The following is a 26,357-nucleotide window of genomic DNA, read 5'->3' on the forward strand; positions in this document are numbered from 1 at the left end:
TCCGCAAGCTCTCGTGGCGCGTCACCACGTCCGCGACCGCGACACGCAGTGCGTCGATGTCCAGGTCTCCGCGAAGGCGCAGCATCAGCGGGATGTTGTACGTCGCGGATGGCCCCTCAAGCTGGTCGAGGAACCACAGGCGCCGCTGCGCGTACGACAACGGAACCACGTCCGGCCGCGGCATCGACCGCACGCCTCGACGTGCGCCTGAGCTGGTGTCCAGCGCGGCGGCGAGACCGGCGACAGTGGGGTTCTCGAAGAGCGCGCGAATGCCCACTTCGACGTCCATGACGGACCGGATTCGGCTGATCAGCCGGGTGGCCAGCAGCGAATGCCCACCGAGGGCGAAGAACCCGTCATCGATGCCGACCCTGGGCACCTCGAACACCTCGGCGAACAAGCCGCACAGGATCTCCTCAAGCGGTGTCCGCGGGTCACGGCCCGGCTCGGCCGCGAAGTTCGGCGCCGGCAGCGCACGGCGATCGAGCTTTCCGTTGGCGGTCAACGGAAGTGTCTCGAGGAACACGATCGTGCCGGGCACCATGTAGTCCGGCAGCAGGCTCCGCAGGTGATCACGCAGGTCAATCGACTGCGCCACGCCCTCAGTCATCACATAGGCGGCCAATTGCTTGCCATGCCGCACGTTGTCGTGGACCGTCACCGCTGCCCGGGTGACTGCGGCGTGCCGTTCGAGGGCGGCTTCGATCTCACCGAGCTCAATCCTGAACCCACGGACCTTCACCTGGTCATCTGCTCGGCCGAGGAACACCAGCTGTCCGTCGTGGCTCCAGTGCACAAGGTCACCGGTCCGGTACATCCTGCTGCCCGGCGACTGGAACGGGCACGCTAAGAACCGTTCCGCGGTCTGCCCGAAACGGCCGAAGTACCCGCGGGCGACGCCGTCGCCCGCGATGTAGAGCTCGCCGGGCGTCCCCGGCGGGACCAGGCGAAGTCGCTGGTCGAGCACGTACACCTGGGTGTTGGCGATCGGTGTGCCAAGCGACACGGGTCCGTCGCCGATCTCGGCGGCGGTGGACCAGATCGTGGTCTCGGTGGGCCCGTAGAGGTTGGTCACCCGGTCCGTCACCGCGCGCAATTCCTTGGCCAACGTCGCGGGTAAGGCCTCGCCTCCCACGAGAACTCGCAGGCCGCGCAACGGTTCCGGGTTCTCGGACACCAGCGACTGCCACAGCGTCGGAGTCGCCTGCATGACCGTGGCGCCGCTGCCCCGGATCAGTACGCCCAGGTCCGCGGGGTCGACCGTTTGGGCGAGGACGACGGTCCCGCCGGTCAGCAGCGGGGCATACAACTCCAGCGCGGCGATGTCGAAGGTGGTCGTGGTGACCGCGACCAACCGGTCTTCTTCGCCCAGTTCGAGCCGCTCCAGCATGGAGTGCAGGAAATTGGCGAGGTTGGCGTGGGTCACCACCACGCCCTTCGGCCGCCCGGTCGAACCGGACGTGTAGATCACGTACGCGGCGTCGTCCGGGTGTGCGCCGACGCGGGCGGCCGGCGCCGCCGCGCTGGCCGGCTCGTCCAGCGACAGCACCCGGACGTCGGTGTCAGGCAAGGACACCGAGTCATCGGTGACCACCAGCGTGGGTTTCGCGTCCGCGAGCACATACCCGGTCCGCTCGGCCGGATGGGCCGGATCGAGCGGTAGATACGCGGCTCCGACCAATGATACCGCCAGCATGGTGGTCAGCAGTCGTTCGGAGCGAGGCAGGGCGACGGCGACGACATCTCCCTTGCCGACGCCACAGGTATTCAGCACAGCCGCCAAGCGTTGCACTCCGGCTGCGATGTCCGAATAGGACACAGTGGACTTACCGCACCGCAGCGCGACGTGGTCCTTGAGCCGCTCCGCCTGGGCCAACACGAGGTCAGGGATCGTTGCGAACCCGTAGGCGCGGCCGGTGTCGTTCCAGTCTGTCAGCAACTGGCGGCGTTCCGCGGGTGAGAGGACCTCCAGCGCACCGACGGCACGGTCCGGCTCGGCGACCGCGGCGGTCAGCACGCGTGCCAGCCGTTCGCCGATCACCGCCACAGTTTCGGCATCGAACAGGTCCACCGCGTACTCGATGGCTCCGGCCAGCCCGGCCGGGCGTCCTTCCGCGGAAAGCTCTTCGCGCATGTTGAAGCCAAGATCGAACTTGGCGGCGTCGGTGCTCGCGTCGTGCCCGTCGACGACCAGTCCTGGCAGATCGACCACAGCGTCGGCGTTGTTGTGGAAGCTGAGCATCACCTGGAACAGCGGATGCCTGGCCAGCGAACGCTCCGGGTTGAGGACCTCGACCAGGCGCTCGAACGGTGCGTCCTGGTGCGCGAACGCGGCGAGATCGGCCTCCCGGACCCGGTCGAGCAACTCACGGAAACTCGGATCACCCGACACATCGGTCCGCAACACCAACGTGTTCACGAAAAACCCGACCAGATCATCCAACGCCTCATCGGTACGGCCGGCGACCGGCGTCCCAATCGGAATATCCACACCCGCACCGAGTCGCGACAGCGTCACCGCGAGAGCGGTCTGCACCACCATGAACACCGTCGCGCCTGCCGACCGCGCCAGGCACAGCGCTGCCTGGTGCACGTCGGCGTCCAGGTGGAACGCAACGGAATCGCCGCGATACCCGGCCACCGATGGCCTCGGCCGGTCGGTCGGCAGGTTCAACTCCGCGGGCAGACCGGCCAACCGGTGCCGCCAGAACTCGATCTGGTCGAAGATCGGGCTGGCCGGATCGTCCTCGTCACCGAGCAGTTCCCGCTGCCACAGCGCGTAGTCCACGTACTGCACCGGCAACGGCGGCCAACTCGGCGCCTTTCCTCGCAGACGCGCGGAGTACGCCGTCGCCAGGTCACGCGCCAGTGGCGCCAACGACCACCCGTCACCCGCGATGTGATGGATCACCACCAGCAACACGAACTCGTCCAGGGCGACCTGGAACAACCGCACCCGGATCGGCGGTTCCCCAGCCAGATCAAAGGGTTCACGAGCCTTCGCATCCACCGCCGCATCAACATCATCAGGGTCCACAATGGATACCTCGACGACGGCGTCCGCTGGGTCGAGCACGCGCTGCCTTGGACTTCCATCCACGACAGGGAACACAGTCCTGAGCGTCTCGTGCCGGGCCACCACGTCGGCCACCGCGGCCCGCAACACTTCGATGTCGAGCGTTCCGGACAGCCTCAGAGGCAAAGGGATGTTGTAGGTCGCCGACGGGCCCTCAAGCTGATCGAGGAACCACAACCTCTGCTGCGCGTACGACAACGGCACCAGGTCGGGTCTCAACATCAAGCCGAGCGGAGCTCGGGCCGCCGTGCCGGACGCGCCCGCCACCAGCTCCGCGACGCCTGCGACGGTCGGTTTGTCGAACAGGGCACGGATGCCGAGTTCGGCGCCGACGGTGGACCTGATCTTGCTGATCAGCCGGGTCGCCAGCAGCGAATGTCCGCCCAGTTCGAAGAATCCGTCGTCGATCCCGACGGATGGTACCCCGAGCACGTCCGCGAACAAGCCGCACAGGATTTCTTCGAGCGGTGTACGCGGACCTCGGCCCACGGTCACGGTGAAGTCCGGTGCCGGCAGAGCCGCACGATCCACCTTGCCGTTCACCGTTACCGGCAAGGCGTCCAGCAGCACGAAAGCCGAAGGAACCAGGTAGTCCGGGAGTGCCGCGGCGGTCAAGTCCCTGAGCTGTGCCTGGGTGAGTTCCGCACGTGGTTGCGAGACGACATAAGCGACAAGCCGAGTGTCGCCCGGGCGGTACTGGTGCGCGACCACGACCGCCTGCGCTACCTGGTCCACCCGTCGCAGCGCGGCTTCGACCTCGCCCAACTCGATTCGGAAGCCACGGATCTTGACCTGATCGTCCGTACGGCCGATGTAGACCAGGTTGCCGTCGGGCAACCAGCGCACCAAATCGCCTGTGCGATACATCCGCTCGCCAGACGCACCGAACGGGCACGCCACGAACCGCTCCGCGGTCAGCCCAGGACGGTTGACGTACCCGCGTCCCAGCCCAACCCCCGCGGTATAGAGCTCACCGGGTATGCCCGGCGCGACGGGACGCAGGTGGGCATCGAGCACGTACACGCGCATGTTCGGTAACGGCCGACCTATCGGCACCGGCACGGCCCACTCCGTGGCATTGCCGGGCAACCGGTATCCCGAGATCATCTGTGTCTCGGTCGGACCGTACTGGTTGTGCAGTCGCTGTTGCGGGCGAGTGGTGTAGAACTCGCGTACCTGCGGACTGAGCGTCATCGCCTCGCCCGCCTGCGCGACATCGGTGAGCCTGGTCAACGCGATCCCGTGCTCTCCGGCGGCGTCGAGAACGGCCTCGACGACGACGTTCGGCGAGAACAGCTCGCTGATCCGATGCCGGTCGAGCCAGCGGGCGAACAGCTCGCCGCTTCGCCGGGTGTCCTCGTCGGGGATCACCAGTTCCTTGCCCAGCGCGAGCGTCGCCAGGATTTCCTGCGCGGCGACGTCGAAACTCATCGCGGTGAACTGGGCGGTCCTGATCCCTTCGCCTGGCGGGAAGACAGTGCCATGCCACCGGATCACGTTCACCATCGCGCCTGCAAGGACCAGCACGCCCTTCGGCCGTCCGGTCGACCCCGAGGTGTGCACGAGATACGCCGGGTTCGCCGAATGCAGTGGCTTGGTCCGGTCGGCGTCCTGCGGATCCCGGACCAGCTGACTGGCCAGTTCCGCCATGGTGGCGTGGTCGTCGAGCACCACACATGCCGCGCCGCCGAGGTCCGGCAAGTCCGCGCGCACTTGACCCGTGGTGACCACCATCGCCGGTTTGCCGTCGTCCACCAGGAACGCCTTGCGCTCCACCGGGAACTCGGGGTTGATCGGCATGTACGCGGCGCCGGCCTTGTAGGTGGCCAGCAGGGACATCACGAACTCGGGCGACCGCGGCAGCGCCAAGCCGACCACGGACTCCGGCCCAACCCCGCCCGCGATCATGTGCCACGCCAACCGGTTGGCCCGCTCGTTCAGTTCGGCGTAAGACAGTACGACTTCGTCAGTCCGGAGCGCGGGCGCGTGCGGTGCCGCCCGGACCCGTTCCTCGAACAAGCCGGGGATCGAATCCGCCGGGATCTCGGTGGCTGTGTCGTTCCACGCGGCCAGCAGCGCACGCTCATCGTCGGTCAACAGGTCGACCGTGCTGATCCGGCGATCGGGATCCGCGGTCACGGCTGCCGTCAGCCTCAGCCATCGGTCTACCAGGGTCTTCACCGTGCTGCCGTCGTACAGATCCGTGCTGTACTCGACGAAGGCACTGATGCCCGCGGCCGTGCCGTCGGCGTCAAAGGTCTCGGTGAGGTTGAAGAACAGGTCGAACCGGGCGCTGCCGGTGTCCACATCCATCGGGGCGCCAGTCAGCCCTGGCAGACCGAACGCCGCCTCCGGCGCGTTCTGCAGGGCGAGCATGGTCTGGAAAAGCGGGTGGTGCGACAACGAACGCACCGGGTTGAGCACCTCGACCAGGTACTCGAACGGGACGTCCTGGTTGTCATAGGCTCCGAGCGCGGAGTCCTTGACCCGCCTCACCATGTCGCGGAATCCCGGGTCACCTGAGGTGTCCGCGCGGACCACGAGAGTGTTGACGAAGAATCCGACGAGCTCATCGAGTGCCGGGTCGAGCCGGCCGGCGATCGGACTGCCGATCGGGATGTCCGTACCCGCGCCCAGCCGGGTGAACAGGCCGGCCAGGCTGGCATGCAGCACCATGAAAAGAGTGGCGTTCTGGCCATCGGCGATCTGTCGCATGGCCTGGTGCAGTCCGGCGTCGATGTCGAAGAACAGCACCTCGCCGTCATACGAGGCCACCGACGGACGCGGCCGATCGGTGGGCAGTTCGAGCTGTTCGGGCAGTCCAGCAAGGGCTTCGGTCCAGTAGCGGACCTGGCGCGCGAACAGGCTTGCCTCGTCACTCTCGTCGCCGAGCAGTTCACGCTGCCAGAGCGCGTAATCGACGTACTGCACCGGCAACGGCGTCCACGTTGGCGCAGTGTTCACACGACGGGCGGCATACGCGTCCGCGAGATCACGAGCCAGCGGCCGCAAAGACCAGGCGTCAGCCAAAATGTGGTGCAGCAGCAGCGAAACCACGTGGTCGTCGGGGCCGAGGACGAACAGGTCGACGCGCACGGCCGGCTCGGACGCGAGATCGAATGGGTAGCCAACGGCCTCGGCCAACGCCGGCGCTACATCGGCTTCGGCGACTTCTCGTACATGCAGCGCCAGGGACGCGGCGTCAAGCACCACCTGCGCCGGATCGCCGTCGATCTCACGGAATACCGTCCGCAAGGTCTCATGCCTTACCATGACGTCACCCAGCGCGGCGCTCAGCGCGGCCCGGTCCAACTCGCCGGAAAGCCTTAGCACCAAGGGCATGTTGTAGGTCCTGCTCGGACCTTCCAGGCGGTGCAGGAACCACAGGCGCCGTTGCGCGAAGGACAGCGGCAGCGTCCGCGAGCGTGCCATTGGCCGCAAGGGCGTGCGGGCGGTTCCGGCTCCGTCCAGGCGTTTCGCGAGTTCTGCGACAGTCGGCGCCTCGAACAGGACACGCACCTCGATCTCGACACCGAGGACTTCCCTGATTCGGCTGATCAGCCTGGTGGCCAGGAGGGAATGACCGCCCAGTTCGAAGAAGCCGTCGTCAATCCCGACCGACGGGATGTCCAGCACCTCCGTAAAGACCTCGCAGAGGGCCCGCTCGGCCGCTGTGCTCGGTGCACGATCCGGCGCCGCGGACCCGAACACCGGGTCCGGCAGCGCGGCACGGTCCACTTTGCCGTTCGGCGTCAGCGGCAGTGCGTCCAGTACGACGAATCCGGCGGGAACCTGGTGGTCAGGCATCCGCGCGGCCGCGTGTGCCCTGACCACTACTGTGTCCACAGTGGACCCTGTGGCGGATACGAGATAGCCGATCAGGCTCTCCCCTCGCAAGATCACCACCGCGGTGGCCACTGCGGGATGTTGGCAGAGGACGGCCTCGATTTCGCCGGGTTCGATCCGGAAACCACGGACCTTCACCTGCTCATCAGCACGACCCGCGAACTCCAGCTCACCAGCATCATTCCACCGAGCCAGATCACCCGTGCGATACATCCGCTCACCAACACCACCGAACGGATCCGCCACAAACCGCTCCGCGGTCAAACCCGGCCGACCCAGATAACCACGAGCGACACCAGGCCCCGCCACATACAACTCCCCCACCACACCAGGCGGAACCGGCAACAACCCCCCACCCAACACATAAACCCGCAAATCCGGCAACGCCCGACCAACCACACTACGAGACAAACCATTCACGAAATCCCGGGTCAGCCGGTGTGCGGTGACATGCACCGTCGTCTCGGTGATCCCGTACATATTCACCAACGCGGGCGCGTCATCCGGATGCCGCTCAAACCAGCCCGACAACCGAGCAGGCTCCAGCGCCTCACCACCAAAAATCACCCACCGCAACGACAAAACACCCGCAGAATCAACATCCGCCAACTGATAGAACGCCGACGGCGTCTGATTCAACACCGTCACCCGCTCCTGAACCAGCAAATCACGGAACCTCTCCGGCGAACGACTCACCAAATAAGGAACCACCACCAAACGACCACCCGACAACAACGCACCCCAGATCTCCCACACCGAGAAATCAAACGCATACGAATGGAACAACGTCCACACATCATCCGCACCAAACCCGAACATAGACCCAGTCGTCTCAAACAACCGAACCACATTCCGATGCGACACCACCACACCCTTAGGCACACCAGTAGACCCAGACGTATAAATCACATACGCCGCATGCTCGTCCCGCACAGCACGAACCACATCCGCCGACACCGCAATCTCAGCAGCGTCCACCAGAATCGTCGGCAACCCACCGATATCCGGCAAACCAGCGGCCACAACAGACGTCGTCACCATCAACACCGGATCAGCATCAGCAAGCATGAACGCAACCCGATCCACCGGATACTCCGGATCAACCGGCAAATACGCCGCACCAGCCTTCACCACCGCCACCACAGCAACAACCAACTCACACCCACGCGGCAACGCCAGCGCGACAACCTTCTCCGGCCCAGCACCACCCACCACCAACCGAGACGCCAGCCCATTCGCCCTGGCATCCAGTTCGGCATACGTCAAAGACTCGTCCCCGAACACCACCGCAACCGCATCAGGACAACGCCCCACCCAAGCCTCAAACAACTCCGGCAAACACGCACCAACACCCCGCGAACCATCCGCGCTCCCCGGCAACACCAACACACGCTCAACCACAGACAAAATCTCAAACCGGCTAACCCGCACATCCGGCCCAACCACCACCGCACCCAACAACCGCACCAACCGCTCAACCAAAACAACAACAGAACCACGATCAAACAAATCAGTACTGAATTCGACGAAGCCGTGCACGCCGTCGGCCGCCCCATCGACCGAGAACCGCTCGCCAAGGTTGAACAGCAGATCGAACTTGGCCCCGTCCACGGCGACCAGCTCGGCGGCGACGTTCAGTCCGGGCAGCTCCAGCGTCACCTCGGTGTTGTTCTGGAAAGCCAGCATCACCTGGAACAAGGGGTGCCGCGCCAAAGACCGTCGTGGGTTGAGCACCTCGACCAGTCGCTCGAACGGCACATCCTGCCGCGCATAGGCGGCAAGATCAGTCTCCCGCACTCTGCCAAGCAACTCACCGAAACTCGGATCACCCGACACATCAGTCCGCAACACCAACGTATTCACGAAAAACCCGACCAGATCATCCAACGCCTCATCGGCACGTCCTGCCGCGGTCGCGCCGATCGGGATATCGGTGCCCCCGCCGAGCCGGTTGAGCAACACCGCGAGTGCGGCTTGGATCACCATGAACAAACTGGCCTGGTGGTCGCGCGCCAAGTCGATGAGCGCCGCGTGCAGTCCGGCGTCGACCTCGAACGGGACGCTGTCCGCGACGTGGCTCGGTGAGGCCGGGCGTGGCCGGTCCGTCGGCAGGTCGAGTTCCTGCGGGATCCCGGCGAGTTCGCCGCGCCAGTATTCCAGTTGCCGCGCGAGCGGGCTCGCCGGGTCGTCCTCGTCGCCGAGTGTTTCGTGCTGCCAAAGCGCGAAGTCCGCGTACTGCACGCGCAGGGGCGCCCAGTCTGGTTGCTCGTCCCGGCGGCGAGCGGTGTACGCGTGAGCGATATCGCGGGTCAGCGGCACCATCGACCAACCGTCACCCGCGATGTGGTGCAGGACGACGAGTAGAACGTGCTCGTCGGGCCCGACGGTGAACAGGCTGGACCGGATCGGTGGCTCGCTGGTCAGGTCGAACGGCCTGGACGCGGCGGCTTTCAGCTCATCGGCGAGCCGGTCGACCGTTGTGTTCACCACAGACAGTTCGGGCTCGTAGTGGTCGACGACATGCTGATACGGCACGCCATCGGTGTCCGGGTGGATGGTCCGCAGGCTTTCCTGCCTGGCCACCAAGTCACCGACCGCGAGTGCCAAGGCGCGGCGGTCGAGTGGGCCGGACAACCGCACTGCGAGCGGCATGTTGTAGGCGGGATTCGGCCCTTCGAGCTGGTTGATGAACCACAACCGGCGCTGCGCGAAGGACAAGGGGACCTGTTCCGGCCGGGTCATCGGGCCGAGCGGTGCCCTGGCACCGTCCGCGCCGTCGAGGATCTCGGCCAGTGCCGCGACCGTCGGCCGGTCGAACAACGTCCGGACTGGCACCTCGACACCGAAAACCGCGCGGATCCGGCTGGCCAGTTTGGCCGCGAGCAGGGAATGCCCGCCCAGGTCGAAGAACCCGTCCTCGACGCCGACCCCGCGGATGCCGAGGACCTCACCGAACAGCCCGCACAGCACTTCCTCACGGGCATCGCGTGGCGGACGGCCCGATCCGGTCGCGGTGAACTCGGCGGCGGGAAGCGCCGCCCGATCGAGCTTCCCACTCGGGGTCAGCGGCAAGGCTTCCAGCACCACGAAACCCGCGGGCATCAAGTGATCGGGCAGACGGTCGCGCAACCAGGCGCGCACGGAGGCAGCCAGTCCGCCGATGTCCCGCGTTGCCGCGGGGTTGTTGGAGTACGCCCTTGGCTGCTCACCACCGGGCAGGTATGTCCGATCAAACACAACGGAATCCGTGTCCGCGGCATCGACCATGACCACGTCGAACGCACCATCGGTCAAGGTTCCGGAGAACGTCGTCACGACCCGGTATCCATGGTGCGCACCGAGGTCGTGGAACGCTCGCGGCTCCAACCCGGCGGGTTGTTCGTCGCCCGCGCGCAGCCTGCGGCGCACTTCGGCCAACCCACTGCCGCTCTCGAACAGCCGCAACGCCTCCGCCTCATGACGGACCCTGGCGTTGGGAACCGACGCGACACGGAGCGTGGACGGGCGCTGGGCGAAGAGGTGCTCACCCAGGCCGTCGACCGATACCACATCCCGGCCCCATTCGAGAGTGGGGCTGTCCAGCACCGAAAGGGTATTCGCGGCTCCGATGTGCAAAGTCACGTCGTACCGGTACCTGGTGAGTTCGTTGTGCCGGATCCCGTCCTTCAGACACACGGTCACCGCGTCGACACCTTCGATGCCACGCACCTGCTCGTCGAACCAGCTCGGGTGGACCAGAAGTTCTTCTTCCAGCACCACGCTTTGCTCGATCCGGGCCCGGACCGTGTCCGGATCCTCGGCCGGAGCCGCCTTGCGCAACTGGACCGCGGCATTGAGACAACGCAACAAGGCGAGGTTACGGACGTCACCGATGAACACCGCGCCACCGGGAGCGACCAGGGAAACGGCTTTGCGCAGGACATCGAGCAGGTAGTCGGCACTGGGGAAGTACTGCGCCACCGAGTTGATCACGACGGTGTCGAAGTGCCCCTCAGGCAGGCCGGTCATATCGTCGGCTAGCCGGACCCGCAGGCGGACGACGGAAGCAAGCCGATCATCCGCCTCGATCCGCTGCCGGAGGGCATCGATCGCGGCGGCGGAGAAATCAGTACCCCAGTACTCGTCACAGCGCGGCGCGACGCCGTCAAGGACCAACCCGTTACCGACACCGATCTCCAGCACCCGCTTCGGTCGCAAGTCCAGCACGCGCGACACCGTGGCCGACTGCCATTCCCGCATGTGGTCGAGCGCGATCGGAGTGCCGTCGTAACTGGAGTTCCAGCCTGAGAAGTCGGCCTCGGCGCGCCCGGTGTCGTCGTGCAGGGAGTCGTGGATGAGCTGCCACTTGTCGATGTACCGGTCGTCCTCGGCGACATCCCGCTGTGCCGGCGCAGGCACCAGGTATGCCGCCAACCTCCGTTCTCCCGACCGGTCCGCCCTGGCCACCACGGCGGCTTGCGCCACCCCTGGGTGACCGGCGATCACGGCCTCGATCTCACCGGGTTCGACGCGGAATCCCCGAATCTTGACCTGGTCATCAGCGCGGCCGACGAACATCAGCTCACCGTTGGTGACGCGCCGGACCAGGTCACCCGTGCGGTACATCCGCGAACCGGCAGGCCCGAACGGGTCGGCGACAAAGCGGACAGTGGTCAGCGGCGATTGGTTGAGGTAACCGCGTGCCACTCCGGCACCGGCGAGGTACAACTCGCCGACCGCGCCGGACGGCAGCGGCCGCAGTGCCGCGTCCAGCACATAGGCGCGGATGTTCCACAATGGACTTCCGATGGCTGGTGCCGCGCCCGGGACCATCGGTTCGCTCATCGTGGCACACACCGTGGCCTCGGTCGGCCCGTACGCGTTGCGCATGGCTCGACCGACGGCCCAACGCGCGATGACTTCAGGCGCACACGTGTCGCCGCCGACGATCAAGGTCCGCAGCGCGGGTAGCTCACCGGCCGGCATCGTACCGAGAACCGCCGCAGTCACCTGGACATGGCTGATCTCGTTACGGCTCAACGCGTCCAGCAGCTCCGGACCGGCAAGCGGTCCTGACCCGGGCAGGACGAGAGTGGCACCGTTGAGCAGGGCCATGCACAGGTCCCCGACCGCGACGTCGAAGCTGAGCGCGGACATCTGCAGCACGCGATCCCCGACGCTCGCAGCATGGGTGGCGGCGAGGTTACCGATGCCGGCATGCGACACGACGACGCCCTTGGGACGGCCGGTCGAGCCGGACGTGTAGATCACGTAAGCCGCGTTGTGCGCCGCCAGTCCTGAGGCTTCCAGATTCGTAGCTGGCTGGGCCGCCACAGACCGCGCGGTCACCGGCTCATCCACGATCAGCACCGGCACGTTCGGGCTCACAGGGAGTTCCCCGGACGCATGCGTGGTCACTAGCAGCATCGGGTCGGCGTCGGCCAGCATGAACTCCAGCCGGTCGGCCGGGTAGTCCAGGTCGAGTGGCAGATACGCGCTGCCTGCCTTGGAGATTGCCAGCACGGCGACAACCATGTCCACCGACCGCGGTAAGGCCAGCGCGACGATCCGTTCTGGACCGGCACCAAGTCCGGTCAACTGCCGCGCGAGCCTGTTCGCCCGCGCGTTCAGCTCCACATAGGACAGTTCAGTGTCGCCGCATATCAACGCGATCGCGTCGGGCGTACGCTGTACCTGCTGCTCGAAGAGCCGGGGCAAGGGCTCGCTGGAGACCGGGTGCGCGGTGTCGTTCCCTGCGGCGGCGAGTTCGGTCTGCTCGGTGGCGGACAGCAACGCGAGGCGGTCGATCGGGACGTCAGGGCTCTCGACCGCCGCTGTCAGCATCCGGGTCAGCCTGCCGGTGAGCTCGCCGATCGCGTCGTGGTCGAACAGGTCAGTGCTGAACTCGGCGACACCTTCCAGCCCGGCTGGGCGACCGGCGTCGTCGAATTGCTCGGTAAAGCTCAGTGTCAGATCGAACTTGGCGACACCCGCACCCACCGGGTGTATGTCAAGCTCGAGACCAGGGGCCACGGCCGAGCCACGCGGCGCGTTCTGCAGCACCAGCATGACCTGGAACAGCGGTTGCGACGCCAACGACCGCGCCGGGTTGATGATTTCGACCAGGCGGTCGAACGGCAGGTCCTGGTGCGCGTAGGCGGCGAGGTCGGTTTCCCTGACCCGGTCGAGCAACGTACGGAAGGTGGGGTTGCCCGAGGTGTCGGTGCGCAACACCAACGTGTTCACGAAAAAGCCGACCAGGTCGTCGAGTGCTTCGTCGGTACGTCCGGCGATCGGACTGCCCAGCGGGATGTCCGTACCCGCACCCAGCCGGGTCAGCAGGCCCGCCAACGCCGCCTGCAGCACCATGAACAGGCTGGTGCCGCTGTCCCGCGCCAGCGCGAGCAAAGCGTTGTGCAGCTCGGCGTCCGCGGCGAAGCCCTGCACGTCACCGTGGTGGCTGGCCTGCGCCGGACGCGGTCGGCTGAACGGCAGCTCCAGCCGGTCCGGCAGATCCCGCAGCGTCTCCAGCCAGAATGTCAGCTGACTGGCGAACAGGCTCGCCGAGTCCGCCTCAGCACCGAGCAACTCACGTTGCCACAGCGTGTAGTCCACGTACTGGACAGGCAGTGCCTGCCAGCTCGGGACCTGCCCGTCGCAACGGGCGGTGTAGGCCGTGACCAGGTCGTCGACCAGTGGCGCGAGCGACCATCCGTCACCGGCGATGTGGTGCAGGACCACCATGAGCACATGCCGATCGCCGCCGGTGCACAGCAGTGTGGCGTGCACCGGCGGTTCGACCGCCAGGTCGAAGCAGTACCGCGCCGCGACCGCTATGGCCGCGTCCGTCTCCTGAGTGTCCACGACAAACAGCTCGACCTCGGCGTCCGCTGGGGCGAGCACCACCTGACGCGGAGTGCCCGCGGTGTCCGGGAACACCGTACGCAACGTGTCGTGCCGGGCGACCACGTCGTTGAGCGCGGAACGCAGCGCCGAGCGATCCAGCGTCCCGGTCAGCTCAACCACCAACGGGATGTTGTACGTCGGGCTCGGCCCTTCCATCTGGTTGATGAACCACAACCGGCGCTGGGCAAAGGAAAGCGGGATCTCCGCGGGCCGCGGCACCGACCGCAGGGCGGGCCGGACGACACCGTCCATGCTGATCGTGCGGGCCAACGCGCCAGCGGTCGGGTTCTCGAAGACCTCGGCGATCGTCACCTCGAAGCCGAGAACGGCCCTGATCCGGCTGATCAACCGGGTCGCCAGCAGCGAATGCCCGCCGAGGGCGAAGAAGCTGTCGTCGACCCCCACCGACCCGGCGCCGAGCACCTCGGCGAACAAACCACACAGGATCGCTTCATGCGGGGTTCGCGGCGGCCTGCTCGCGACACCGGCGAAGTCCGGCGCGGGCAACGCCTTGCGATCGACCTTCCCATTCGGTGTCAACGGCATCGCTTCGAGCACCACGAACCCAGCAGGCACCAGGTAGTCCGGCAACAGCTCGGCCGCAGCGGCGCGCAGGTCCACCGGCCGTGCCTGCGATACAACGTACCCGACAAGGCGCGTCTGGCCCGCCGCGTCCGTATCCACCGCGGCGACGGCGTCGGTGACGTCGGACAGCGCACGCAACACGGTTTCGACCTCGCCGAGCTCGATCCGGTGTCCACGGATCTTCACCTGGTGGTCACGGCGTTCGAGGAACTCCAACTGCCCGTCCGGCCGATAGATCACCCGGTCACCCGTGCGATACATCCGCGCGCCAGGTACGGCCGAGAACGGGTCAGCCGGGAACACCTCCGCGGTCCGCGCCGGATCGCCGAGATATCCGCGTCCCACACCGGCTCCGCCGACGTACAGCTCACCGGGCATGCCGATAGGCACTGGGCGCAACTCATCACCGAGTACGTAGAGCCGAGTGTTACGCACTGCGCGGCCGATCGGCATCCGTGGCACTTCGAAGCTATCGCCCGCCGCCAAGACCGCGTGTGTGACGTCGTCGGAGCATTCCGTGGGCCCGTACGCGTTCATCATCGAAATACCGGGGAACCGCGCGAACCAACGGTCACACAGGTCCGGTGGCAATGCCTCACCGGTGACCACGAGCCAGCGCAATTCCGGCAGCGCCGGAGCGAGATCGCGGGCGTCGAACGCGTCCAGCGCCGTGCGCAGCAACGACGGGACGACTTCGAGGATCGTTACGTGTTCCCTGGCCACCCTGTCGAACAGGGCGATCGGGTCGGCGGCGACGTCCCTGCGCACGGCACGCACCCGGCCGCCGACGATCAACGGGGCGAGCATTTGCCACACCGAGATGTCGAACGTCAGCGGCGCGTTCTGCACCAGATTGTCCTGATCGGACATACCGAGGTCGTCGACCTTGGCAAGCAGGTGGTTCACCATGCCACGCCGGTGCACCATGGCGCCCTTGGGCTTGCCGGTCGAGCCAGATGTGAAGATGACATAGGCGAGGTCGTCTTGTACGCCGCGCGCCGCGGCCAGCCGGTGAACAGGGTCTACCGCGTCGTCGGTGACCACTACGCGAACCTCATGCCCGGCTGCGGCCGCGGCCTGCTCGGCATGCGCACGGCAGTCCGGATCCACCAGCACGATGGTGATCCCGTTGTCGGTGAGCAAGCTCGCCGTCCGAGCGACGGGGACGCTCGGATCCAGCGGCACGTAAGCACTGCCCGCACCGAGCACACCGAGCACTGACGCGATGAACGTCGGCCCGTTCACCCCGAAGACACCGATTAGATCGGCCGCGGGCAACCTTCGTGAGATCGCGCTCGCGCGGCCGACCAATTGTTCGTACGTCACCTCACTGTGCTCGTCCACGACAGCCACCGCGGCCGGCCGGTCGTCGGCGATCCGCCGGATCCGTTCGACCACTCCGACGTACTCGTCCGGTCGTTCGGTCCGGTTCCACTTGTCCAGCAACAGTTCGCGTTCGGCCAGGGGCAGGACTTCGAACTGGTTGACCGGCGTCTGCGGAGTCGCTTGGGCAATCTCTTCGAGCAAGGCGATGTACCGCGACCCGTGCACCGCGATGTCTTCCTCGCTGTACAAATCCGGGTTGCCGTAGAGCTCGACCCGCAGGCCTTCGTCGTCGTGGTCGTCGAAGATCGACATGGAGAGGTCGTCGACCGGGCCCATCGCCAGATGTCGTTCGACCGCCTGCAGATCACCGAACCGGAGCTCACCGGCGACCGCGATGATGTTGACGTGCGGACCGGCCAGCTCACGGCCGTCATTCACCGCCCCGAGATCCCTGGCCAGATCCTCATAGCGGTAGCGCTGGTGCCGCAACGCCTCCCGCAGCCGGGTCTGGACCAACTTGAGCAAGTCGGCCAGCGTCATCCCCGGATCCATGGCCAGCCGGACCGGCAGGACGTTGGCCAGCATGCCAGGAACGCCCTGTTCGGCCCTGCCTACACGACCGGTCACAGGTAGACCCACGAGGACGTCCCGCTCGCCAGTCGCCCGCCGAAGCAGGATCGCCTGCGCCGCAATGGGAACACACTGCCACGCGGCCCTGGTCTGCCAGGCGACGTCCCGCAGGCCGGTGGAGGCCGCTGCCGACAGGTAACCGCCCCACCACCGCGATCCCCGCGCGGTGCTCACTGGCCTTCCCGAAGGACTCACCGGTTCGGCGCTGTCCTTGAGCCGGTCCAGCCAGTACTCACGGTCCGCCACACGCTGCTCGGAACCGCGGTAAGCGTGGTCGCGGTCGACCAGGTCGGCGAGCCTGCCGAACGGGCTGTCGCCGATCGGCTTGCCCTCGGCCAAGGCCGTGTAGACCTCCGCGGTACGACGAGACAGCAGGCCGACGGTGATGGAGTCGGCGACAAGGTGGTGGTAACGCTGGAAAGCGAGGTACCGGTCGTCGGAGAGGCGCAGCAGCCCGAAACCGAACAGCGGCGCCTTGCCCGGATCCATCGGAATAGCCAGCTGTGCTCGCATCCACGCGAGCGCGGCGCCGTGGGGGTCAGCCGCCGAACGGAAGTCCTGGTGGACCATGCTCCAGTCCACCGACGGCGACACGATCTGCCAGTGCTCCTCGCCCTCTGCGACGACCCACGTGCGCAGGCTGTCCGCCTCGGCGACGGTCTGTCGCTGCGCCGCTTCGAACAGGCCGACGTCCAGTGCGCCACGGATGTCCATGTACCCGCCGATGGTGAAGATCGGGTTCGCCGGGTCGAGTTGCTGGCCGAACCAGACACCGAGCTGGGCATCGGTGAGACGCAGGCGAATGCCCTGGTGATCGGACATGATTTTGTTCCCCCAGTTGACGCTGAACTACGGCTTATCCCAAGCTCCGGCCCGCTTGGGCCGTCAGCCGTCCATCGCTTCGATCAGGCTCTTCGGACGCATGTCGGTCCAATGCTGGTTCACGTAGTCCAAACAGGACTGACGGTCGGTCGCACCGTGGACCGTCCGCCACCCGGCGGGGACCTCGGCGAACGCGGGCCATAGTGAATGCTGTCCCTCGTCGTTGACCAGGACGAGAAACGAGCCATCTGGATCGTCGAACGGATTGGTCATGATATGTGCTCCTTCGAGTTGACCGGCGGTCAGACGACCCTGATTCCGCCGTCGATGTGGAATACCGACCCGGTGATGTAGCCGGCCCGGTCGGACAACAGGAAGCCGACGAGATCGGCCACCTCCTCGGGGCGGCCCATCCGGCCGAGCGGCACCGAGCTCAGTGTCTGAGCCAGTGCCTTGGGTTTGAGCTGTGCGGTCATATCGGTCTCGATCAGTCCGGGCGCCACGGCGTTGACCCGGATGCCGTACCTGCCGACCTCTTTGGCCAGTGCCTTGGCGAAGCCGAGGATTCCGGCCTTGGACGCCGAGTAGTTCGTCTGCGTCGGCACGCCGTGCACGCCCGCGACCGAGGACACCAGCACCAGGCGGCCACGTTTGCGTTTCATCATACCGAAAACGGCTGAATGGCAGACGTGGAACACCCCGTCGAGATTGGTGTCCAGAACGTCGTGCCAGTCCTCGGGCCGCATCATCACCAGCGGCGTGTCCCGTGCGGTGCCCGCCGAGGTGACCGCGACGTCGAGCTCGCCGAGTTCTCTTTCGGTGCGGTCGATCCAGTCCTTCACCGCGGCGGCGTCGCTGACGTCGACCTTTGCCGCCAGCACGCGCCTGCCGAGGCCGGCGACCTCTTTCTCCACTTCCCGCGCGGCCTGCTCATCCGACCGGTAGCAGAAGCTGACGTCGTACCCGTCTTGCGCCAGTCGGACCACGATGGCCCTGCCGATGCCCCGCGAACCGCCACTGACCAGCGCTACCGGGGCAGGTGGTGTGTTGTCGGCCGTCATCTTCGCTCCTTGAGATGTTGTGGGCGCAGTTGGTCCACCGTCCGGATCGCCGCGACCATCCGCTCGACCGTGAGCACCGTCGCCCCCGCGACCATGCTGGATCCGCTGAACAGCAGTACGTCCTTCAGCATTCGCTCCAGCCGGACGTGGTGTTCGAGCACCGCACCGGGCAGGACCTCTGTCAGGAATCGGACACCGGTCACCGAACCCAGGACCGGCGGATGATCGGTGTCCGGCAACGACATCAGGCCCAGCGCGCCCGCTGCCTGTGCCCACGACTCAAGTACCAGGTTTGGCGGGTACGCCGTACCTGGGGCGTCCGAACCGGTTCGCGCGTACCAAGGTTCGTTGCAGGTCACGGATTTGCGGGCGACCAGCCGCTCACCCGGCACCACGTGGACGACCTCGTCCACTAGCAACATCGGGTAGGTGTGCGGCAGCAGGCTTCCGATGTCCACGTGACCGGTCACCCCGCGCCTCCTCGACGATAGGTCAACCGGATGGTGGCGATCGCGCTTTGGCCACTGTGGGCTTTCGCGGAACACCGCACGCGGTCGGCCTCGGTGTTCCACCGCAGGTCGATGATCAGCTCGTCCCCTGGCACCACCGTCCCGGTGAACCGGGCACTCTCGATCCCGTCCATCCGTGCATCGGCGAGCAGCTCGGGCGCGACGGTGCGGAGGCTGTGGTGGACGCACTCCAGCACGCACACTCCTGGCAGGATCGGAAATCCGGGGAAGTGTCCCGCGAACACCGGCTCCTCGGCGCCGATCAACATGGTGGTCGCCGCCTGCCACTCCCCTTCGACGACAACCGGGTCGCGCAGTACAACCGGTCGGGCCACAACGGAACTCGCGGGTGTGGTCAGCATGCCGGGCCTCGCAGCCGCAACAAGGCGCCCGCTACCGTCCCGTCACGGTCCGAGGACGAGACAATGGCCAGCTTTCCGATCGCGGCCTCGTCTTCGGCCGCGGCGGCGAGTATCGCGGCGATCTGGAAGCCCGCCGAGGCGCATCCGGTGTCACCGACGAGTTCGGTCACCGCGACCCGCTCCGTCGCCTCGGATCCGAACACTTCGACCATCACATCCTGTTCGGCCGTACCGGCGCCGGGCGAGTCGCCGGAGGATGCCGCCGCCCATACGTCGGCAGGCGAGGCGCCGGCCCGGCCGAGAAGGTCGAGCAGGCACGCGCGGACCGACTGACGGAAATCGGAATCCAGACACACCGAGTTGTGCACAGCGAGCAATTCGGCCTGAGCGGACCCTCCGGTGTTTTCCGCTGCCGTGAGCATCAGCACGGCACAGCCTTCGCCTGGCACGGCCGTCGCCCGCTCGCCGCCGCGGCTGCGATGGTCCAGCCACGACCGTGCGGTCGAATACTCCTCGGCCCCACCGCAGACGACATCGGTCACATGGCCGGATCGCAGCAGCCGCCGTGCGTAACCGAGCGCGTGCAGACCCGCCGCTTGCCCACCCGCGACTGTCGCATTCGGGCCTTTCAGCCGGTGCCAGATCGCACTGCGCGCCGCGACACCGTTCATCGCCGCGTTCGGCATCTGTGCCGGATCGACGAAATACGGCACGTCCGCGGTGTACGACGGCCTGATGAAGTCCATTGTGCTCTGTGCGCTGCCGATCGCGGTGCCGAGTACCAGCCCGGTCGCAGCCAGCCGGGCGTCATCGTTGTCGACACCAGTCCGGGCGAGCAGCTCTCCGATCGCGGCGACCGCGAGGCCGGTCAACCGGTCCATGGTGCGGGTTCCCCTGTGGCCGAGCACTTCGCGCACGTCGAATCCGGGAACCAGGCACGCACGGTCCTCAGCGGACTGCCAGTGGTCCAAGTCGAGTCGGGTGACGGTACCGCGAGCTGTGTGTATTCCTTCGGCGAACGCGTCATTGCCGAGTCCGTACGGGGAGACCACGGACCAGTCAGTGATCGCTACCGCGCCAGGCGTCATCAGCGCTCTCCATACCTTCCGAGAAGCACGACGGCGTTGTTGCCGCCGAACGCGAGCCCGTTGTTCTGCGCGATCCGGACGTCCGCGGGCACGGAAACGTTGGGCACGCAGTCGATCTCGCACTCCGGGTCGGTCTCGCGGTGGTTGATCGTCGGCGGGATGAACCCGTGTTTGATCGCCAGCGCGCAGCCGATCAGACCGAGCGCGCTCGCCGCGCCCATGGTGTGGCCGAGCATGGACTTGAGCGACACGGTGCGTGGCGGCGTAGTACCGAAGACCTCTCGGATCGCCCGTGACTCGACCACGTCATTGGCTTTCGTCCCGGTGCCGTGCGCGGAGATGAAATCGACTTCCGCCGGGCTGACGCCCGAGTTGCGCAGTGCTGCCGACATGCATCGCGCGACACCGTCCTGCTGCGGCGCCACCTGGTGGTAGGCGTCGCAACTGAGTCCGTAGCCCAGAACTTCGGCGTGGATGCGCCCACCGCGGGCCAGCGCTGACTCCAGGCTCTCCATCATCACGAATCCCGATCCTTCGCCGGTAAGAATTCCCTTACGGTCCTTGTCGAACGGGCGGCAGACGTCCGGCGCGATCGTGCCCATCCGGTAGAAGCCGACGAAGGTCCGCCTGCTGATCGCGTCCGCGCCGCCGCAGAGCGCGTAGTCGACCTCGCCACTACGGATGGAATCGAAGCCGTGGCCGATCGCGTAGTTGCCGGCCGAACACGCGGTGACGACCGTCATGGTCTCCACTGTGGACAGTCCGAACTCCCTGGCAACCGCGAGCGGCATCCGGTGCGGGGCCACCCGGCGGGCGACGACTGGATCGTGCCCCTGCGGACCGGTGTCGACCTCCGCACGGACAAGCTGGTCGATGTGGTCGCCCTCTCCGTCGGTAGTGCCGATCGCGATCAGGCCACGCCTGGCCCGCAGCGCGTCCAACGGCCACAGTGCGTCCGCAACGGCCATCCGAGCACCGGCGACGGCGAACTGGCTTGCCCTGCCGAGACTTTCCGGCTGCTGCTCGCGAACCCACTCCGCAGGGGAGAAGTCGTGCACCTCACACGCGTTCGTGTGGTCGAATCCCGTGGTTTCGAAGGCTTTGATCGGCGATGCACCGCTTCGGCCCGCACGCAGTCCCTCGGCGTACTGCTCGATCCCGGTACCGATGCTCGACAGCACCCCGAGACCGGTCAGCACGACCCGCCTGGACGCGGCCATCGGCCGCGCTAACTCACCTGACACCTAGCCAACCCCCAGTCTGCCGTAATCGCGCGGCGACAGCCCACTACCAGCGGGCCGCCTCCGCGACCACCTGATACACGCTACGCAGATTCACCATCTCAACTATCTTGTCCTGGCCGATCACCACATTGAACTCCCGCTCGAGTCCAGCGAGGATCTCGATGGCCTGCAACGAGTCCGCGTTGTACTCCTCGACGAACAGGCCGGTGTCCGTGACCTCGTTCTCATCGATCTCCAGCAGCCCGCACACCACTTTCTTGACCTGTGCGAAGCGCTCGTTCGGTTCACTCATCTTGCACCACTCCAATTTCTATTCACCACATGAACTGGCCACCGTCGACAATCAGCTTCTGTCCGGTGATGTAGGCACCCCCAGCACCGATCAGGAACTCCAGCGCGTCGGCCATCTCCTCCGGCGACCCGATGCGTCCCTGCGGGATCTCATCGAGCAGCCCCGCCAGGTACTCCGGCTCGTCCAGCCGGTAGCGGGTGCGCATCTCGGCCGACTCGATCATGCCGGGAATCAGGCTGTTCACCCGTACCTTCGGCGCCAACTCGAGCGCGAGGCATTTGGTCAGGTGCAGCAACCCGGCCTTGCTCGCGCAGTAGTTCGCGCCGTTGACCCGCGGCCGGATCGCGGTCGTCGAGCCCACGTTGACCACCGAACCGCCGCCCGCCTCGATCATCGCCGGGGCCAGTGCCCTGGTCAGATAGAACGGGCCGGACAGGTTGGTGGCCAGCACCTGGTTCCAGTCGTCGTCGGAGATGTCGAGGAACGGCTTGTCGATGTTCAACCCGGCGTTGTTGACCAGTACCGTCACCGGACCGTGCGTGCCGAGGACGTAGTCCGCGAGCGCGCGGACACTCCGCGGGTCCGACACGTCCGATCGCCGCACCTCGAAGTCGTCGCTGGCCAGCTCGTCGACCACCGCTCTTGCCGACTCCTCGTCCGACCGGTAGAGGGCGACCACCCGGTAACCGAGCTTGAGCAGCCGCCTGCTCAGGCCGATGCCGATTCCTTTGGCGCCGCCACTGACCAATGCCGTTGCCTTCGTGCTCACGGCAGCACTCCGGCACACCATTCGAGCACCGACATCGCGCTGGTCATCTTGTGCGCGGTCTGCCGCCATGCCCGGCTCGACGGGCCGTCGAGCACCTCGTCGGTCACTTCCTGGCCGCGGATGGCGGGCAGGTCGTGGAGGAATATCGCGCCGGGCCGCGCCACCTCGGCCATCAGCCCGGTAGTGACGCGGTACGGCTGGAAAGCCCGCAGCCAGTCCGGATCGTCCTTGACCACGCCCATGGTCTGCCAACGGCTGGTGTACACGGCATCCGCGGTCGGCGCGATCGCACCGAAGTCGTGGTGTTGCTGGACACCTGGCTCACCATCGGCCAGCTTCCGTGCGGTGTCGAAGAACTCGGTCGGAACACCGTAGCCGTCAGGGGTGACGAGGGTCAGTCGGAAGCCCGGAGTCAGCGCGGTGGCAAGGACAAGGGCGGACGCGGTGCTGTTGCCTTCCCCGATGTACAGCAGTTCTTTGTCCTCAAGCGTGCCGAACTCCTCCGACAGCGTCGAGAGGTCGGCGAGTGCCTGAGTCGGGTGCTGGCAGCGGGTCAGCGCGTTGACCACACCGAGCCTATGACCGGTCAGCCTGCGCAGCTCGACCATTTCGTCGTTCGTCCGCGCCACCAACAGATCCAGATAGCCGGACAGCACGCGGGCGGTGTCTTCCGGTGACTCGCCGGTGATCAGCTGCAGATCGTCCGGCCCGTACGTGATCACCTGCGCGCCAAGCCCGGTCGCCGCCGCCCAGAACGAGGTTCTCGTCCGTGTCGACGACCTGCGGAAGAAGATGCCGACCGACTTGCCGTCGAGGGTCTGGTGCCGCCGCCGTGGCTCCTTCGCCAGTTCGACCGACCGGAGCGTCAGCTTGCGGACCACATCGGGGGTGAGGTCCGCGAGCGAAATCAAGTTTCTCATGTCGTCCTTCCTTCTCGGACCGGCCGCGGCAGCGGCGGTAGCACAGAGGCGAGCACCGCACCGCGGCGCGCGGCGAACCGGCCGAGCAGACCCAACAGGGGCACGGTCAGTGCCGTGGTCACCAACGCCATCACGATCAGTGCGATGAACAACGGCGCCGACAGGATCCCCGCGGCGTAACCCGCCTGCAGCAACACGATCTCGGTGAGCCCTCTGGTGTTCATCAGCACGCCGAACTGGGCGCTCTGCCAAGGTGAGTACCCCGCACAACGGGCGCCGACGTAGCCACCGCCTACCTTGGCCACGATCGCCAGCAGTGTCGCGAGGGCGATGAACCACATCGGAGTCGCCACCATCGCACCGGTGAACACCTTGATTCCGGTGACCACGAAGAAAATCGGTACGATCAGCTCGCCGAGCCGACCGATCTTCCCGACGACTTCGCTCCACCGCGTGCCGGGTCGATCAGCCGGGAGCGCCAGCCCGACGAGGAACGCACCGAACACAGTGGTCATTCCCCAGTGTTCGGCCAGAAGCGCGGCGCTCAGTGCGACGGCCACGATCACCACGGCGGTCCCTGTCGCCGAACGTGCGGCGATCCGGCCGACACCGTTCACTCCCAATAGCCGGGCGAGCGCGATGGCGACGACCAGTCCACCGATCAGCACGGCGATGGCCCGGGCACTCGACGACATCTCACCGGACGACAGTCCGATCGCCACCGCGAGACCGATCCACGCGACCGCGTCGATGACGGCGGCGGTGCCGAGTGCCAGCTTGCCGAGCGCGGAGATCTTCTGTCCACGCGCGCCGACAATCCTTGCCAGTACCGGTACTGCGGTCACCGCCAACGCGATCGCCAGGAGAACCACCAGTGCCGGGGCCGGGGCGGTGCCGCGCAGGACTGGATCACCGAGCACGACGACGGCGAGCACCCCGCCTGCGACCAGACCAGGCATCAGTCCGCCGGCAATCAGCCACACGTTGCGTAACGCCGAGTGTCCGGCGAATCCGGACTTCAGCTCGTACGCGACCGCCACGAGAAAGAACACCAGACCCGCTTGGCCAAGCACGTGCAACGCGTCGCGCACGTCAAGTGGCGTGACAACGTCGATCGCACCGATGCCGCCGACCGCAACCAGGATCGGGCCGACGAGCAGACCAGCCGCGATCTCACCGATGATCGCGGGCTGCCCGAGCCGTCGGGCCAGTGCACCTGCCAGGAACGCGATCAGCAGCGTGACCGCGACCGCCGCGATCACGTGCAGCACTACGATCACGTGAGTAGCTTCGTCGAGCCTTGCAGTTGCGCGAGGTAGTCGTATTGGCTCGGCAGCCGGTCGACCAGGTCACGTGCCTGGTCCTGGACGGCCTGCAGCTCCTTGACGGCGTTCGTGTCGTCGAGCATGGCCAATGCCGGTGACGCCTGCACTGGCACGCCGCCGAGTCCGAGCAGCATCGAGACGTAGGAGTACGGCTCGAATCCGTGGTATTGCGGCCACACAGAGTCGGTGTCGGGCAGTTTGACACGCCACTGCTCCAGCCGCTCGGCCAGGCCATCGGGCAGCGGACGGGTCTTGGTGTCGCGCCAGTACTGATTGTCGGTTCTGGCGGCCGCGTAGTAGTGCAGGACAAGAAACTCCCGGACGCCGTCCATCACTCCGGCGATCTGACGGTTGTACGCCGTGCGCAAAGCGTCGTCCCAGCCGTTGCCGGGAAAGTGCTTCACCAGCTGCTCGATGGCGTTCTGAATGAAGAAGATTCCAGTCGATTCAAGCGGCTCGACGAAACCACTGGCCAGTCCGACCGCGACACAGTTGTTCACCCAGGAATTGCGGGAGCGGCCGATCCGCATCCGGATATGGTTGGCCTCGAGGTCGTCGGCGACCGGGCCAACGAACGCCCGCAGCTCGGCTTCGGCCTGGTCCGGGGTCAGATAGTCGCCCGCGTAGACGTAGCCGGTGCCGATACGACCGAACAGCGGAATCGTCCAGATCCACCCCGCCTGCCTCGCGGAGGCCGTCGTGCACGGGCGGATGCCGTTGGCAGCCATGTCGGTCGGCACCCTGAGCGCGACCGCGCGGTCGTTGGGCAAAGTGTCCTGATAGGACACGAACTCCTCACCGAGCGCCTTGTTCAAGAGCAGACCACGAAACCCGGTGCAGTCGATGAACAGGTCACCGTGCAGCTCACCGTGGTCCTTGGTGACGACATGGCTGATCCAGCCGCGCTCGTCGAGCGCGACGTCGAGCACGTCGTCCAACACGTGCTGGACACCACGGTCACGACCGAACCCGCTGAGGTACTTCGCCAGCAGCGCCGCGTCGAAGTGGTACGCGTAGGGGAACTGAGTATCCTGTTCGGAGAGTGTGGTCCGGTGTGCGGCATGCGCACCGGTTTCCTTGAACTGCTGCTCGAACAACTGGCCGTCGAGATATCTGGGCGACCGCTTCGCCTCGCACAGCGCGGCGATCAAGAAGCAGTCCCGGTCAAAGGAAGCCGACGGCTTCTGCTGTAACCACCAGTCGGTCAGGGGGAACCCGTCGACGACCCGAAGCCGCTCGAAGGGGTGGTAGAAGTGCTCACCCTGCTGCCGCCAGTTCTCGAACCGGATCCCCAGCTTGTAAGTGGCCTGGCATGCAGGCATCCATTCTTCCTCGGCGAGGCCGAGGTAGTCGAAGAAGTGACGAATCGTAGAGAATGTAGCCTCTCCGACACCAATTGTGCCTACCTTTGAGGATTCAACCAAAGTTACGGAAATCCGGTCGGAAAAAGCCGCGCGCAAGTATGTCGCGGTCATCCATCCAGCCGTGCCGCCACCGACGACAACAACTCTATCGAGCACACAATCCCCCAGGTTTAAGACTGCGTCGTCCTATATATCGCTCTTCCGAAGCTATCGCTTTTACACACGGCAGGCTCAAGCATATGTGATCTACATC

At 66.3% G+C, this 26,357-nt stretch carries 12 protein-coding genes (1 of these 12 only partly in view); all 12 read right to left on the minus strand.

What is annotated here, in order from left to right; all coding sequences use genetic code 11:
- Positions 1-17,170, minus strand: the 5' portion of a protein-coding gene (locus ACM6LU_RS30275) for a non-ribosomal peptide synthase/polyketide synthase (RefSeq protein WP_414941212.1). It extends 8,804 nt beyond the left edge of the window; the window shows 17,170 of its 25,974 coding nt (coding positions 1-17,170); it begins with the start codon at positions 17,168-17,170; its stop codon lies beyond the left edge, outside the window.
- A 63-nt stretch (positions 17,171-17,233) separates the two neighbouring features.
- The gene (locus tag ACM6LU_RS30280) at positions 17,234-17,443 is read right to left on the minus strand and encodes an MbtH family protein (protein WP_414941213.1); all 210 of its coding nucleotides are present in this window, start codon (positions 17,441-17,443) and stop codon (positions 17,234-17,236) included.
- Positions 17,444-17,472: 29 nt separating this feature from the next.
- Entirely contained in the window at positions 17,473-18,231 is a 759-nt protein-coding gene (gene fabG, locus ACM6LU_RS30285; protein WP_414941214.1) for a 3-oxoacyl-ACP reductase FabG, read from the minus strand.
- Positions 18,228-18,701 (minus strand): 3-hydroxyacyl-ACP dehydratase FabZ family protein, encoded by a 474-nt coding sequence (locus ACM6LU_RS30290; protein ID WP_414941215.1) that lies wholly within the window; start codon positions 18,699-18,701, stop codon positions 18,228-18,230. The genes fabG and ACM6LU_RS30290 overlap by 4 nt, the downstream gene beginning before the upstream one ends.
- Positions 18,698-19,075, minus strand: coding sequence for a 3-hydroxyacyl-ACP dehydratase FabZ family protein (locus ACM6LU_RS30295; protein ID WP_414941216.1), 378 nt, complete (start codon positions 19,073-19,075; stop codon positions 18,698-18,700). The genes ACM6LU_RS30290 and ACM6LU_RS30295 overlap by 4 nt, the downstream gene beginning before the upstream one ends.
- A gap of 20 nt (positions 19,076-19,095) precedes the next feature.
- On the minus strand, positions 19,096-20,190 hold the full coding sequence (locus ACM6LU_RS30300) for a beta-ketoacyl synthase N-terminal-like domain-containing protein (RefSeq protein WP_414941217.1): 1,095 nt from the start codon (positions 20,188-20,190) through the stop codon (positions 19,096-19,098).
- Positions 20,190-21,410: a beta-ketoacyl-[acyl-carrier-protein] synthase family protein gene (locus ACM6LU_RS30305; protein WP_414941218.1), complete on the minus strand. Its 1,221-nt coding sequence runs from the start codon at positions 21,408-21,410 to the stop codon at positions 20,190-20,192. The genes ACM6LU_RS30300 and ACM6LU_RS30305 overlap by 1 nt, the downstream gene beginning before the upstream one ends.
- Before the next feature lie 67 nt (positions 21,411-21,477).
- On the minus strand, positions 21,478-21,726 hold the full coding sequence (locus ACM6LU_RS30310; RefSeq protein ID WP_414941219.1) for an acyl carrier protein: 249 nt from the start codon (positions 21,724-21,726) through the stop codon (positions 21,478-21,480).
- A 22-nt stretch (positions 21,727-21,748) separates the two neighbouring features.
- Positions 21,749-22,495 carry an SDR family NAD(P)-dependent oxidoreductase gene (locus tag ACM6LU_RS30315; RefSeq protein WP_414941220.1) on the minus strand — a complete coding sequence of 249 codons (747 nt, stop codon included), beginning with the start codon at positions 22,493-22,495 and terminating at the stop codon, positions 21,749-21,751.
- Positions 22,492-23,415, minus strand: coding sequence for an ornithine carbamoyltransferase (locus ACM6LU_RS30320; RefSeq protein ID WP_414941221.1), 924 nt, complete (start codon positions 23,413-23,415; stop codon positions 22,492-22,494). The genes ACM6LU_RS30315 and ACM6LU_RS30320 overlap by 4 nt, the downstream gene beginning before the upstream one ends.
- On the minus strand, positions 23,412-24,695 hold the full coding sequence (locus ACM6LU_RS30325) for a cation:proton antiporter (RefSeq protein WP_414941222.1): 1,284 nt from the start codon (positions 24,693-24,695) through the stop codon (positions 23,412-23,414). The genes ACM6LU_RS30320 and ACM6LU_RS30325 overlap by 4 nt, the downstream gene beginning before the upstream one ends.
- Positions 24,692-26,260, minus strand: coding sequence for a tryptophan halogenase family protein (locus tag ACM6LU_RS30330; protein WP_414941223.1), 1,569 nt, complete (start codon positions 26,258-26,260; stop codon positions 24,692-24,694). Before ACM6LU_RS30330 ends, ACM6LU_RS30325 begins: the two co-directional genes overlap by 4 nt.
- Positions 26,261-26,357: the final 97 nt, after the last annotated feature.

Origin of the sequence: Amycolatopsis sp. cmx-11-51, assembly GCF_047608665.1 — a bacterium.
Lineage (GTDB): Bacteria > Actinomycetota > Actinomycetes > Mycobacteriales > Pseudonocardiaceae > Amycolatopsis.

What these genes read in the sequence shown, in the direction of transcription:
- ACM6LU_RS30280 (WP_414941213.1), bottom strand. Translation starts at nt 17,443, where the DNA reads ATGACCAATCCGTTCGACGATCCAGATGGCTCGTTTCTCGTCCTGGTC.
- fabG (WP_414941214.1), bottom strand. Translation starts at nt 18,231, where the DNA reads ATGACGGCCGACAACACACCACCTGCCCCGGTAGCGCTGGTCAGTGGC.
- ACM6LU_RS30300 (WP_414941217.1), bottom strand. Translation starts at nt 20,190, where the DNA reads ATGACGCCTGGCGCGGTAGCGATCACTGACTGGTCCGTGGTCTCCCCG.
- ACM6LU_RS30305 (WP_414941218.1), bottom strand. Translation starts at nt 21,410, where the DNA reads ATGGCCGCGTCCAGGCGGGTCGTGCTGACCGGTCTCGGGGTGCTGTCG.
- ACM6LU_RS30310 (WP_414941219.1), bottom strand. Translation starts at nt 21,726, where the DNA reads ATGAGTGAACCGAACGAGCGCTTCGCACAGGTCAAGAAAGTGGTGTGC.
- ACM6LU_RS30320 (WP_414941221.1), bottom strand. Translation starts at nt 23,415, where the DNA reads ATGAGAAACTTGATTTCGCTCGCGGACCTCACCCCCGATGTGGTCCGC.